The sequence below is a fragment of the Streptomyces sp. NBC_01017 genome, from assembly GCF_045162795.1.
Classification (GTDB): domain Bacteria; phylum Actinomycetota; class Actinomycetes; order Streptomycetales; family Streptomycetaceae; genus Streptomyces; species Streptomyces machairae.
This window is the reverse complement of the sequence record NZ_CP108683.1, coordinates 2,170,244-2,183,894: the sequence shown is the minus strand read 5'-3', so window position 1 is coordinate 2,183,894 and position 13,651 is coordinate 2,170,244. Positions and strand designations below refer to the sequence as shown.

Annotated in this window: 9 protein-coding genes and 1 pseudogene; 4 read left to right on the top strand and 6 right to left on the bottom strand. The window is 72.3% G+C overall.

Annotation, left to right across the window (positions count from 1 at the left end):
• The first annotated feature begins 7 nt into the window (after positions 1-7).
• From OG331_RS10125 to OG331_RS10115, 3 genes and pseudogenes are all read left to right on the top strand, one after another.
• Positions 8-1,393, top strand: a complete 1,386-nt coding sequence (locus tag OG331_RS10125; RefSeq protein WP_406194146.1) for an NtaA/DmoA family FMN-dependent monooxygenase — start codon at positions 8-10, stop codon at positions 1,391-1,393.
• Positions 1,390-2,481 (top strand): LLM class flavin-dependent oxidoreductase, encoded by a 1,092-nt coding sequence (locus OG331_RS10120; protein WP_406194144.1) that lies wholly within the window; start codon positions 1,390-1,392, stop codon positions 2,479-2,481. Before OG331_RS10125 ends, OG331_RS10120 begins: the two co-directional genes overlap by 4 nt.
• Positions 2,474-3,599, top strand: a pseudogene (locus tag OG331_RS10115) (LLM class flavin-dependent oxidoreductase). The gene OG331_RS10120 and the pseudogene OG331_RS10115 overlap by 8 nt, the downstream one beginning before the upstream one ends.
• 55 nt (positions 3,600-3,654) lie before the next feature.
• Here the strand turns inward: OG331_RS10115 and OG331_RS10110 are convergent.
• The 5 genes from OG331_RS10110 to OG331_RS10090 all read right to left on the bottom strand — a co-directional run bounded on the left by OG331_RS10110 (position 3,655) and on the right by OG331_RS10090 (position 8,890).
• Positions 3,655-4,524, bottom strand: coding sequence for a TauD/TfdA dioxygenase family protein (locus OG331_RS10110; RefSeq protein ID WP_406194141.1), 870 nt, complete (start codon positions 4,522-4,524; stop codon positions 3,655-3,657).
• A 27-nt stretch (positions 4,525-4,551) separates the two neighbouring features.
• Positions 4,552-5,343, bottom strand: a complete 792-nt coding sequence (locus tag OG331_RS10105; RefSeq protein WP_406194139.1) for an ABC transporter ATP-binding protein — start codon at positions 5,341-5,343, stop codon at positions 4,552-4,554.
• Complete coding sequence (locus tag OG331_RS10100; RefSeq protein ID WP_406194136.1) at positions 5,330-6,382, bottom strand: ABC transporter substrate-binding protein; 1,053 nt, start codon at positions 6,380-6,382, stop codon at positions 5,330-5,332. The genes OG331_RS10105 and OG331_RS10100 overlap by 14 nt, the downstream gene beginning before the upstream one ends.
• Before the next feature lie 93 nt (positions 6,383-6,475).
• Positions 6,476-7,297 (bottom strand): ABC transporter permease, encoded by an 822-nt coding sequence (locus tag OG331_RS10095; protein WP_406209888.1) that lies wholly within the window; start codon positions 7,295-7,297, stop codon positions 6,476-6,478.
• Positions 7,298-7,804: 507 nt separating this feature from the next.
• Positions 7,805-8,890, bottom strand: coding sequence for a M12 family metallopeptidase (locus OG331_RS10090; protein WP_406194133.1), 1,086 nt, complete (start codon positions 8,888-8,890; stop codon positions 7,805-7,807).
• Positions 8,891-8,984: 94 nt separating this feature from the next.
• Here OG331_RS10090 and OG331_RS10085 point away from each other — a divergent pair, with 94 nt between their 5' ends.
• The gene (locus tag OG331_RS10085; protein WP_406194130.1) at positions 8,985-10,901 is read left to right on the top strand and encodes a LuxR C-terminal-related transcriptional regulator; all 1,917 of its coding nucleotides are present in this window, start codon (positions 8,985-8,987) and stop codon (positions 10,899-10,901) included.
• Positions 10,902-10,958: 57 nt separating this feature from the next.
• Here the strand turns inward: OG331_RS10085 and OG331_RS10080 are convergent, their stop codons facing one another.
• Positions 10,959-13,526, bottom strand: a complete 2,568-nt coding sequence (locus tag OG331_RS10080) for a CHAT domain-containing protein (protein WP_406209885.1) — start codon at positions 13,524-13,526, stop codon at positions 10,959-10,961.
• Positions 13,527-13,651: the final 125 nt, after the last annotated feature.

The following is a 13,651-nucleotide window of genomic DNA, read 5'->3' as shown; positions in this document are numbered from 1 at the left end:
CGCAGCCATGACCAAGCCGCTGAAGCAGATCCACCTGGCCGCCCACTTCCCCGGCGTCAACAACACCACCGTGTGGAGCGACCCGCAGGCCGGCAGCCACATCGAGTTCAGCTCCTTCGCCCACTTCGCCCGGACCGCCGAACGCGCCAAGTTCGACTTCCTGTTCCTCGCCGAAGGACTCAGGCTCCGTGAACAGGGCGGGAAGATCTACGACCTGGACGTCGTCGGCCGCCCCGACACCTTCACGATCCTCGCCGCGCTCGCCGCCGTCACCGAGCACATCGGCCTGACCGGCACCATCAACTCCACCTTCAACGAGCCCTACGAGGTCGCCCGGCAGTTCGCCGGCCTCGACCACCTCTCCGGCGGCCGCTCCGCCTGGAACGTCGTCACCTCCTGGGACGCCTTCACCGGCGAGAACTTCCGCCGCGGCGGCTTCCTGCCGCAGGACGAGCGCTACTCCCGCGCCAAGGAGTTCCTCGCCACGGCGAACGAGCTCTTCGACTCCTGGCACAGCGACGAGATCGTCGCCGACAAGGAGACCGGCACGTTCCTGCGGGACGCCAAGGCCGGCGCCTTCGTCCACAGTGGACAGCACTTCGACATCCACGGACAGTTCAACGTCCCGCGGTCGCCACAGGGCCGCCCGGTCGTCTTCCAGGCCGGCGACTCCGAGGAGGGCCGCGAGTTCGCCGCCGCGGAAGCGGACGCCATCTTCAGCCGGCACGGCACCCTGGAGGGCGGCCGGGCCTTCTACAGGGACGTGAAGTCCCGCCTGCCCAAGTACGGCCGCAGCCCGGACCAGCTGCTCATCCTGCCCGCCGCGACCTTCGCCCTCGCCGACACGGACGCCGAGGCGGAGGAGCTCGCCCGCGAGGTGCGCCGCCGACAGGTCAGCGGGGCCACCGCCCTCAAGCACCTGGAGTTCGTCTGGAACCGGGACCTGTCCTCGTACGACCCGGAAGGGCCCCTCCCCGACATCGACCCGGACGTCGGCGACGACCACATCTCCAAGGGCCGCGCCCAGGTCCGCATGTACCGCGACCCGCTGGCCACCGCCCGTGAGTGGCGCGAGCTGGCCGAGGCCAACAAGTGGTCCATCCGCGACCTGGTCATCAACACCGGCAACCGGCAGAACTTCGTCGGCTCCCCGGCCACCATCGCCAGGACCATCAACGACTTCGTCCAGGCCGACGCGAGCGACGGCTTCATCCTCGTCCCGCACATCACCCCGAACGGCCTCGACGAGTTCGCCGACAAGGTCGTCCCGCTGCTTCAGGAACAGGGCGTGTTCCGCACCGAGTACGCAGGCACGACCCTGCGCGACCACCTCGGCCTGACGCACCCCGACGGGCACCGCGACGCACCCCGCGACGAGCGGCTCGCGTCGTGAAGTTCATCGCGATCACCCTGATCGTGCACCGCCCGGATCCGGTCACCGGCGTGAAGAAGCCGACACACGAGCGCTTCCGCGAGGTCCTCGACAACGCCCTGCTCGCCGAGGAGCTGGGCTTCGACGGCTTCGGCGTGGGGGAGCGGCACGAGCGGCCGTTCATCTCCTCGTCCCCCACGGTCGTCCTCAGCCACGTCGCAGCCCTGACGAAGCGGATACGGCTCTTCACGGCCGTGACGACGCTCAGCCTGCTCGACCCGGTGCGCGCCTACGAGGACTACGCCACCCTCGACCACCTCTCCGAGGGCCGCCTCGACCTGATCATCGGCAAGGGCAACGGCGCAGCCCAGCGCGACCTGTTCCACGTCACACCCGACGACCAGTGGGACCGCAACGCCGAGAGCTACGAGGTCTTCCGGCGGATCTGGCGCCAGGACAAGGTGACCGCGGCAACCCGTTTCCGCCCGCCCCTGACGGACGCCGAGGTGTGGCCGCGGCCCTACCAGCAGCCCGTCCGGGTCTGGCACGGCAGCGCCACCAGCAAGGAGTCGGTCGACCTGGCCGCCCGCTACGGCGACCCGCTCTTCTCCGCGAACGTCACCAACCCCATAGAGCCGTATGCCGAGTTGGTCCGCCACTACCGCGAGCGGTGGGAGCACTACGGCCACGACCCGGCCGACCTCGCGATCGGGGCCGGCACGGCGGGCATCCACGTGGCCCCGACCTCCCAGCAGGCACTGGCCGCCTACCGACCGGTCTTCGAGGCCAACCTGGCCTTCTACCGGCAGGCGGGGCTGCCTGTCGTGTTCGAGACGCTGGAGGACTTCGTCGAGCGCAGCTCCGCCCTGATCGGCAGCCCGCAGCAGGTCATCGACAAGGTGCACCGCTACCACGAGCAGTTCGGCCACACGGCGGTCCACGTCCAGGCGGACGCGAGCGGCCTCACCGAGACCCGGCACCGCGACTCGCTGGAACTGTTCCAGTCGGCGGTGACACCCGTGCTGCGCAAGGACATCCCGGACCCGCCCTTCGCATGGGCCCCGGTGCTTCCGGCAGCACCGACATCGCAGGAGCGAGTCCATGTCTGACATCCCCCTCGGCGTCCTGGACCTGATCCCGATCTCCTCCGGCTCGACCGCAGCGGACGCCCTGCGCAACTCCATCGACCTCGCCCGGCAGACCGAACGCCTCGGCTACGCCCGCTACTGGTTCGCCGAACACCATCTCAACCCCGGCGTGGCGGGTACGTCCCCCGCGGTCGCCCTGGCCCTGACCGCCGCGGCCACCTCCACCATCCGCCTCGGCTCCGGGGCCGTACAGCTCGGTCACCGGACCGCGCTGTCCACGGTCGAGGAGTTCGGCCTGATCGACGCCCTGCACCCCGGCCGTCTCGACCTGGGCCTCGGCCGCTCGGGCGGCCGCCCACCGGGGGAGAAGGCGACGACCGCGACGGCGACCCCGGTCGTCGACGGCCGCGCCCCCAACGGCCTGCTCATCCCGCCCCGCTTCTCCTTCGAGCACCTCCTCGGCTCACCCCGCATCGCCCTGCAGCGCAAACTGCTCCTGCTGCCGGGCGCCGAGTCGCAGGACTACGCCGAGCAGATCGACGACATCCTCGCGCTGCTGGCCGGCACCTACCGCTCCCCGGAGGGCATCGAGGCACACGCGGTGCCGGGCGAGGGCGCCGACGTCGAGGTGTGGATCCTGGGCAGCAGCGGCGGCCGGAGCGCCGAGGCCGCAGGCGCCCGCGGCCTGCGCTTCGCCGCGAACTACCACGTCAGCCCGGCCTCCGTCCTGGAGGCGGTGGACGGCTACCGCTCCGGCTTCCACCCCTCCGAGTTCCTCGACAAGCCCTACGTCAGCGTCTCGGCCGACGTCGTGGTCGCCGAGGACGACGCGACGGCCCGCGAACTCGCCGCGGGCTACGGCCCATGGGTCCGCAGCATCCGCACCGCCGAGGGCGCCATCGAGTACCCGACCCCCCGAGGAGGCCCGCGCCCGCGCCTGGAGCGACGAGGACCGGGCGCTGGTCCAGGACCGCGTCGACACACAGTTCGTGGGGTCGGCGGGCCGGGTGGCCGATCAGCTGGAGCAGCTTCAGGAGGCCACCGGGGCCGACGAGTTGCTGATCACGACGATCACGCACGACCACGCCGACCGGGTGCGGTCGTACGAACTGCTGGCGCGGGAGTGGAGTCGCAGGTGAAACGGCAGGCCCGGCGGCGGTCCCCCGCACGCCGGGCCTGTAGGCGCGCACCAGGTCAGCGCTGAGCGGTGGGGCCGACCGGGGTGTCCCCGCGCAACGTGATGCGGTGCATGACGCGATGCCGGTCGCCGTAGTCACGGTTGGCGTAGTGGGCCGTGCTTCGGTTGTCCCACAGGGCGACGTCACCCGGTTGCCAGCGATGCCGTACGACGTGCTCGGGCTTGGTGAGGTGGGCGTACAGGATGTCGAGGATGCCCCGGCTCTCGTATTCGGAGACCCCGGTGATGTGCGAGGTGAAGCCGGGGTTCACGAACAGGCCCTTCCGCCCGCTCTCCGGGTGCACCCGCACCACCGGATGCTCCACCGGCGCCAGTTCGGTGAACACCTCGCCCTCCCAGACGTTGCCGCTCCCCTGCCGGCGCTGCGCGAGGTAGTAGCCGAAGGCGCGGTTGCCGTCGTGCACGGCGGTGAGCGTGTCGGCGTACGCCCGCAGGCCCGGCGACAGCGACTCGTAGGCGAGCTGGCTGTCGGCCCAGTTCGTGTCGCCGCCGTTGGGCGGCAGGACGACGGCGCGCAGGACGGAGATGGCCGGGGGCCGGCGTACGAAGGTCACATCCGTGTGCCACACGTCGGAGAACCCGTTGTCCTGGCTGTCCAGCGCGTACACCTCGGCCGCCACGTCACCCGAGTCGTGGATCGGGTGCCCGGCGGTGACCTCGCCGAGGCGCCGGCCGAACTCGATCTGCGCGGTTTCGTCCAGGCCGTCCTGGCCACGCACGAAGAGCACCTTGTACGCCACGAGCGCTTCCCGGATCGCCTGGATCTGCTCGTCGCCGAGGCGAGCGAGGTCGATACCGTGCAGCTCGGCGCCGAAGTTCGGGCCGAGGGGGGTGAGGGGGAGCTGTGGCGGGGCGATGACGGTCATCCGAACATCCCTTCCTTGATACGAGGTTCAGGCAGCGGCGGCTGTCTTGACGGCGTGGGACACCTGGGCGCGCAGCTCGGCGAACTCCCGTGACTCGCGCAGCTCGTCGGCGTCGACCCCGCCGCGCGGGAGGTCGACCGGCAGGTCCAGGGCGACGGTCCCGGGGGCCTTCGTCAGCACGACGATGCGGGAACCGAGAAACACCGCCTCCTCGGCGGAGTGGGTCACGAACACCGTGGTCCGGCCGGTGACCTGGCGTACGTCCTCCTGGAGCCGTTCCCGGGTCAGCGCGTCCAGCGCCGCGAACGGCTCGTCCAACAGGAAGAGGGGGTTCTCGGCGGCCAGGGCACGGGCGATGGCGACGCGCTGCTGCTGCCCGCCCGAGATCTCCCAGACGCGCCGCTTCTCGGTGCCCTCCAGCCCGACCCGGGCCAGCAACTCGGCGCGCCGCTCGGGCCATTGGGCGCGTTCCACGCCGGCGTACCGCAACGCCAGGTCGACGTTGCCCTGCACGGTCCGCCACGGGAACAGCCGCGGCGACTGGAACACCACCCCGGCCGCCTCGCCGGGCCGTGGCGCCTTGCCGGACACCCGCACCGAACCCTGCGTGGCCCGCTCGAACCCGGCGATCAGCCGCAGCAGGGTGCTCTTGCCACAGCCGGAGGCGCCCACCAGGACGAGGAACTCGCCCGCGGGGACGGTCAGATCGACCGGACCGACGGCCGTGACGGGACCGTACCGATGAGTGACGTGCTCGATCCGGACGGAACCGTCGAGTGCGGGCTCAACCGCAGCCTCGACAGTGTCACTTGAGGACATCGGGGAGTCCCTTCAGGTAGAACGCCTTGCGGACGACGGCCTCGGAGGGCGCCGCGTCGATCTGGTTCTGGCCGGCGAGGAACTGGGCGGTGTCGGTGACGTAGGTCAGCAACTTGCCCGGGCTGCCGTCGGTGCCCAGCCAGTCGGCCGAGGTGACCTGCTCCGGGGTGAGGAACACTCCCTGCGCGAGCTGTGCCTTGGCGTCGGCGGTGCTGATGCCGAGCTCGGCGGAGACGTCCTTGACCGCTCCGTCCGGGTCGGACTTCAGCAGCCGCAGCGCCTGAGCCTGCACCGACCGCCAGGTGTCGATCACCTTGGGAGCGCGGGCGATCAGCTCGTCCGACACGACGGCCAGGTCGAGTGTCGGCTTGCCCGCAGCGCCGATCTCCTTGCTGCTCGTCAACTGAGTGCCGGTTTGGCGGAGTTCGTCGAGGGTGGGCAGCCAGACATAGGCGGCATCGATGTCACCGCGCTGCCAGGCGGCGAGGATCGGCTGCGGCTGCAGGTCGATCAGCTTGACGTCGGACGCCTTCAGCCCGGCCTGCTCCAGCGCCGCCAGCAGGCTGTAGTGCGAGGTGGAGGCGAACGGGGTGGCGATGGTCCTGCCTTTGAGGCCGGCGACGTCGGTGATGCCGGTCTGCTTCCGGGCCACCAGGGCCTCGTTCTCGCCCGCCACGTCGAGGATGAAGGCGACCTTGTACGGGACCGGTGAACTGCCCGACACTCCGCGGGCGAACGGACTCGACCCGAGCGCGGCGATGTCGAGGGACTTGCCGATGAAGGCCTGGTTGACGCCGGCGCCGGAGTCGAACTTGATCCAGGAGATCTTGTAGCCCGGCAGCGCCTGCTCCAGCAGCTTGCGCCGCTTCACGATCAAGTCCCCGCTGGGGAAGGCGAAGTAGCCGATCCGCAGTTGCCGGGAGCCGCCCGACGAAGCCGCCGAGCTGTCCGAGGAGCAGCCGGTGACGGCGGCGGAGACCGTGGCCAGGGCGCCGGCGAGCAGGAGCCGGCGGGACGGGCCGGGGGAGACACGGGACATGACAGGGCCGTTTCTGTGCAGAGGGGTTCTTCTGCGCGGAGCAGAGGGGTGTCTTCTCCGCGGGGGGGGAGGGGGGGTGTCTTCTACGCGGTCCTATGCGCGGCCGCGCCACGGGACGACAGCGCGTTCCAGCCGTAGCAGCAACCCGTCGATGACGAGCCCGGAGACGCCGATGGCGATGATGCCGACGAGTACCACCGGGGTGTTGTTGTAGTTGGCGGCATCCTTGACCATGCCGCCGATGCCGGGCAGTCCGTTGACCAACTCGGCGGCGACGAGGGAGGAGTAGGCCACCCCCACGGCGAGCCGCACTCCGGTGAGCGTCTCCGGGAGGGCGGACGGGACGACGACGTCCCGGACGACGTCCAGCCGCGACGCGCCGAGGGCACGGGCCGCCTCGATGAGGCTCTTCGGTACGGCCGCCACGGCTGTCGTGGTCGACACCGCCACCGGCGGGAAGGCGGCCACCGCCAGCAGGGTCACCTTCGGCTCCTCGTTGATGCCCAGCCAGATGATCAGCAGGGAGAAGTACGCCAGCGGCGGCAGCGTCCGCAGGAAGGTGATCCAGGGCTCGAACAGCGAGCGCACCCAGCCGACGGTGCCCATGAGCAGCCCGAAGACCACCCCGGCGGCGATGCCGATGCCGGCCCCGAGCGCGATGCGTTGCAGGCTGATGCCGAGGTGCTCGACGAGAGTGGTGCCGTTGTAGCCCCGGACGCCGTCGTGCGTGGTGGAGACGTCGATGAACGCGTCCCACACCTTGGCCGGCGGCGGAACCAGCGTGGCGCTCCACGTCCCGCTCGCCGCCAGCAGTTGCCACAGGACGAGGAAGAGCAGGAGCGAGCCGACCGGCAGTGCGGCAGGGCGCACGCGTGCCCCCACGCCCCGCGCGGGCGAGCCGGGCCGGGGCGGCACATCGGCAGGCGTGGGGGTGCGATCAGGCTTGGACAGAGGGGGAGTTGTGGACACGGGGCGTCCTCCATGCGGCGCCGGGACATGAGCTGCTGCCGTCGACCGACATGGGCGGCGGGCCCCGAGCGGGAGTGAAGCTGAACGAAGCGGAGAGAGCACCCTGCGACAGGTGCGGGCACGCCCTCGCCGGGTGGGACCACCGGGCGGCACGGCGCGTGAGACAGGGCTACGTCAGCAACAACAACCCGAGCCCGGGCGTCGGCACAGGTCGATGACCAGGCGTCGCACCAAGGGCTCGGGGTTCATGAAGCCCATTTCTACCTCAGCCGCAGCCCGTCACCAAGAGGCGTCCACTCTCTGGAACTCCGGCAGGACATCCTGTGTCAGCCGGTGCCGCGGCGTCGGCGTGGCCGGGAACGTCACCCTCCCCCGAAGGTGGCGTTCCCGGCCACTGTCCCCGGCGCCGGACTGTGGGCTCTCCCGTCCGTGCGCGTCAGCGGATCCGTGCCGTCACCAGCACATGACCGCTGTCTCCCCCGACCCCCAGCTGGAGTAGAGGCGCACTCTGACGTGATAGCGGCGGCCCTTGACGAGGCGGGCCCTGACGGTGGCGTTGTCCGGGGTACCGCCGTCGTCCTGGGCGGTGAGGTACCGGGGTTCGCCGTCCCGTCCCTCGAAGACCACGACGACGGTGTCGCTGTCGCCGAAGGTGCCCACCGTGTACTCGCGGGTCTCCGGCGGCTCGACGACGAAGTCGGCCTGCTCCGCCGGCCCCAGCCGCAGCGGCACCGAACGGAACGGCACCAGCTCCCGCGGCCCCGGCGGCTCGGCCGGCGGGTACCAGCGCTGGACGAACTCCTTGTCGGCCCTGGACAGCACACCCGGCGGGTTCAGGCCCGCGCGGAACTGCTCCGGCTCCAGGATCAGCCCGGTCGAGAAGGGATACTCCATGATCGAGTGCGGGTCCCAGGCGGAGCCGTTGACCTCGTTCGGATCGAGCTTGCGCAGGATGTTGAAGAACGTCCGGTCCCGGCTCCAGAAGTTCGGCGGGCCCGCCAGATCGGCGTACACGGCCTCGTCGTCCCAGTGGATACCGGCGAACGGGCTCTGGTGCTCGTGCAGCATGCCGAGCGCGTGCCCGATCTCGTGCAGGGCCGTTCCGCGTTCCCCGGGCACGGTCAGGTCCCAGCCGAAGTTCATGGTGCGTTCGTTGAGGCCGACCCGGAGCGCGTCCTTGCCCACGGTCGACCAGGAGCCGTCGCCGAGCTGGAACCCGATGCGCAGTTCGGCCTCCGACCGGTCGCCCACCTCCACGAACGACAGCCCGATGCCGAGGCCCTGCCACTCCTCGAAGCACTCGCGCACGACGTCCTGCTGCTCCTTGCTGCCGACCCACGACACGCGCCGGGTCTCGCCGGTCTCCGGATCGGGGATCACGGATCCGTCCGAGTCCCGGTCGAAGAAGCAGTAGTGCAGCACGGTGCCGTTGACCCACATCCGGCGTCCGCCGATGAGCGCACTGAGCCGCTCGGCGGCCAGCCCCGGGGCGAAAGCGGGGGCCGACTGCTGCGCGAGGGAGCAGTAGCGAGCGGTCATGCGGACAGCCTGCCGTCGGCCCGCCACGGGCGCCTGAGTCGAGGGCTACTCAAGTACCCGTGTATCAAGGGTGAGTCACCGCGCTCCTATTGTCGTGACGAACTTCGAACGTGACGCGAAGACCCTGGAGTTGCCCTGGCCGTTCACCGGCCGGGCGGACGAAACCGAGCTGGTGCGGGGCTCCTTGACCGCCGGACGTCAGGGCCTCGTGATCACCGGTCCGGCGGGCTGCGGCAAGACCCGCCTGGTCACCGAGGCCGTCCGCGGCACCGACTGCGCCCGGGTGGCCGGCACCCCCGAGACCCGCCGGATCCGCTTCGCCGCGTTCGCACACCTCGTACCGGAGTCGGCCTCCCTGCACGGCGCCTTCCAGCACCTGTCCGGCGTACGGCTGCTCCTGGTCGACGACGCGCACCTGCTCGACGACGCCTCCGCCGCGCTCGTCCACCAGCTGGCGGTGCACGGACGCACCCGTCTCCTGGTCGTCACCACCGACGGCGCCCCGGTCCCGGGCGCGATCTCCCGGCTGTGGACCGGTGAACTCCTGCCCCGCCTCACCCTGGAGCCGCTGCCCCGCGAGGAGACCGCCCACCTGCTGGCGGCCGGAACCGCAGTCGGCGGCGGTGGCCTCGAACCTCTCACCGTGAACCGGCTGCACCGCCTGTGCCGGGGGGACCTGCGGCTGCTGCGCGACCTGGTGGGCGCCGTGCGCGAGCGCGGGCTGCTCAGCCGGGTCGCCGGCTCGGAGTCCGCCGAGTGGGCATGGCGCGGCCCGGTGCCGGTCACGGCCAAGGTGCGCGAGCACACCGGACAGGTCCTCGACCGTGCCTGCTCCGAAGAGCGCGAGATCCTCGAACGCCTGGCCTTCGCCGAGCCGTTGCCCCTGGATCTGGAACCGGCTCCGGAAACGGCTTCGGAACAGGGGCCGGAACAGGGCTTGGAGCCGTACCGACTCGATCTTCGCGCCCTCGAACGCCTGGAGGCCGACTCCCTGGTCCACGTCGACGACCGGGGCGCGGTCCGCCTCGCCCACCCCCTGCACGGCCCGGTGCTGCGGGCCGCGGCCGGCCGGCTGCGGGCGAGGCGGCTGTCCAGTACGCCGGATCGGTGCGGGCCCGCCCTCGACGCCGAGCAGGCCGCACTGTCCGACGCCATCGAACGAGCGGACGTACGGGCGCTGCCGACACCGGTGGGGGAGTGGCTGGTCGCGGAGGGCGTACCGGTGCCGTCCGGGTACGCGGCCGTGCGCGCCGGATTCGCGCGGTTGCGCGGCGAGTTGCGTGAGGCGGCGGCATGGGCGCGGGAGGGCCTGCGCGACGGCGCTGCCGATCCCTCCTGCCACCTCGAACTCGCCCTCGCCGCAGCCCAGTCGGGCGATCCGACGGCCGCGCACAAGATCCTGGGTGGCCGCCCCCACGGGGGTGGGGCGGTCACCCGGCCGACAGCGGCCCGCGGCCCCGCCGACGGGACCGTCGAGGCGAGGGGCGGCGACCTCGACGGGAGTGTCCAGGCACTCTCCGGCGATGCGTACGACGCCGTCCGCCTCGGCGACCCGGAGCGCGCCGCGGGCCGCCTGACCGGCGTCTTCGCCGAGCACGCCGCCGCGCTCGACCGTGGCGACGGCCCCGCCCTTGACCGGGTGGCCCAGGAGCTGGAGCAGCGCGGCTTCCTGCTGTTCGCGGCCGAGGCGCACGCCCATGCCGTACGGGCCCACCGCGACCCGCGTGCCGCCCGCACCGCACGCACGCGTGCCGTCGCCCTGGCCCGGCGCTGCCAGGGCGCCCGCACCCCGGCCCTGTCCGGCCTGGTCCTCGGCGAACTGACCACCCGGCAGCGCCAGATCGTCACCCTCGCGGCAACCGGCCTGAGCAACCGCCAGATCGCCGAGAAGCTGACGCTCTCCGTCCGCACGGTCGGCAACCACCTCTACGGCGCCTACGCCCGCCTCGGCGCCAGCGACCGAGGCGCCCTGCCATGGCTGGTGGAACTACCGGACGCGCAGCCGGCGTGAGGGAGTTGTTCAGGCCGTACCGGGATCACGCCGTACCGGGATCAGGTCATACCCGGATCAGGCCGCTCCGAAGGCCGAGAACGCCCACCCCGTCGCCTGATGGAGCGCGTCCCCCGGCAGGGCCGCCCGCGCGTCGCGCAGCGCCTCCGCCAGGGAGAGCCCCTGGCTCAGCCCCTTGTGCAGGGCGAGCATCAGCGGCACCACCGCCGCGTCGTTGACCGGCGCGCTGCTCGCCACCACGCCCGCCGTGCCCAGCGGCAGCAGGGCGGTGACCAGGCCGAGCAGTTCGTCGGCGCCGACGGAGGCGAAGCGGGCGGTGTCGCAGCAGGACAGGATGATCCGGTACGGGCTGCGGTCCAGGCGCTCGAAGTCATGGACGATGAGCGGCCCGTCGGCCATCCGCAGGTCCGAGAAGAGCGGGCTGTCCGCACGGAACGTGCCGTGCGCCGCGATGTGCGCCAGCTCGGCCCCGTCGAGCTCCTCCAGGACACGCGGCACGCGCGCGTCCGCGTACTCCAGGACGACCGATCCGCCGTACCGGCCGGCCAGGTGCGGCACTTCCGCGCCGCCGGTCGCCAGTCCCGGGCCGCGTACCAGCACATGCCTGCCACCGGGCGGCGGTTCGGTCTCCCGGGCGCGCAGCCAACTGCTCGCCGACGGCGACACGCTGAGCACCCGCTCCCGCAGCGACGGCAGCAGCGCCCACGGCACGCGGTGAAGCCGGCCCGGCGGTACGACCACCACGGGGCCGTCGCCCAGATGGGCCGCGGCCGGACCGAGCAGCAGCTCCTCCAGGCGCCGCCCCGCCGCCTCCACCACCGGAAGCCGACCCTCCGCACCCGGGTGGGCCAACCGCCGCAGCCCGGCCTGGACGTGCTCGGCCTCCCTCTCCGCGTCGGCCAAGAGCCCGGCCTCGTACCGACGCACCCGCCCCTGTCCGCACAGCAGCACCTGAACCCGCCCGTCCAGTACGGCGAGTTCGGCCAGTCGTACGTCGTCGCCCAGCCGTTCCAGCAGCCGGCCCGGGTCGAAGCGGTGGCCGTCGCCGGGTGTGTCGCCGCGCATGTGCAGGGTCCGGGAGCGTATCTCCCGCTCCAGACGCCGCTGTTCGCGCTCCAGTGCCGGAACGGGACGCGCCTCCATGCGGGCGGCCTCCGCGCGGGCCGCGATCTCCCGGAACGCAGTGAGGTTGCTCTGCAGCTCCGGGTCCGCGGGCGGCCGGGTCGGTGGGGTGGACAGCGCGGTGGCCCGCCAGCGCTCGCTCCACACCAGCAGCCGGCGTGGACTGCCCGAGTCGAGGCTGGCCTGCTGGGCCAGCGCGGCCAGCTCCGCGCCCTGCTCGGTGGCGCGGGCACGCAACTCCGACGCGCCCAGCGTCATCCGGTGCGCATCGAGCACGTCCAGGCCACGCCGGCAGGCCTCCAGGACGCCGCGTCCCGAACCGGCCGCCTGGGCCCGCAGCGCCTGCGCCGCCCAGCCCGTCATCCGCGCCAGCGGCGGCCCGCTGCGCCTGCTGCGGGCGGCCACCGCCAGATGCTGCTCCGCGTCGGCCCGCCAGCCCAGGCCGAGCGCGATCCGGCCGGCGAGCAGCGAGGCCTCCGGCGCGGCCGGCGCGCCGAACGAGGCCAGCCGTTCGGCGACCGCCGCCGTGTCGGCCACCAGCCGCCCCGAACTGCGCCCGGCGGCCACCCGCGCCTCGATCAGCACCAGCCGGGCATGCGTCTCCCACCAGCCGCGGCGCTGACCCGCGAACAGCCGTACGGCCATGTCGGCGCGCGCGATCGCGGTGTGCGCCTCGCCCGCCAGCCGGGCGGCACGCGCGGCGGCCAGCAGCAGCTCGGCCTTGCGGGTGGACTGACCGCCGATGCCGTCGAGCACGGCGATCGCCGCGTCGGCCTCGGTCAGCGCCTCCCGGGCCAGCCCGGCGGCCATCAGCACCTCGCAGCGGCGGATGTTGAGCATGAAGGTCGGCGTGCCGAGCTTGGCGTACCGCTCCTCGGCCTCGTCGAGCAGCCGCAGCGCGGCGGGGATGTCGCCCGACCGGAACGCTGCCAGACCCCGGCTCTCCACCGCGTCGGCCTTGTCGTGCTCCTGGCCCGTGGTGTCCCACAGCGCCTCGGCCGCGGTGAAGTCGGCATCCGCCCGGTCCACCGCGCCGACCGCCAGATGCACGGTCGCCCGCAGGGTCAGCGCCCGCGCCGTCCAGATGACGTCTTCCATCTGCCGCAGCACGGGTATCGCCTTGCGTACGTCCTCCAGCGCCTCCCGGTGATGGCCCAGCACCCAGCGGGCGTAGGCCCGGCGGAACAGCACACGCGCGCGTGTGTGCCCGCTGCCGCGCTCCACGCCGCGCTCCAGCGCGGCCAGCCCCTGCTGAGTGCGCCCCGCGTGCACCAGCGCGACCCCGAGCGCCGCCAGGACGTCCGCCTCCCGGTCGGCCGACTCCGCGCGTGCCGCGAGGTCCCGGGCACGCCGCAGGTGATACAGGGCGATGCGCATGTCGCCCCAGTCCCGCTGCCAGATGCCGATCACCTGGTGGGCGACGGAGGCGTGCAACGGCGTCGGATCGGCGTCGAGCACCCCTTCCGCCCTCGCCAGGGCGTCGTTGGGGGCGGCGAACACCATCGGCAGCAGTTCGAGAACCGATTCGCTTCCCGCTGTCACTCCACGGATGGTAGTTGCCCCAGGACCGTGCCACACAGGTTTGGCGCTGTATCAATCAGTGACCGCACGGCTCTGATTGACGACCG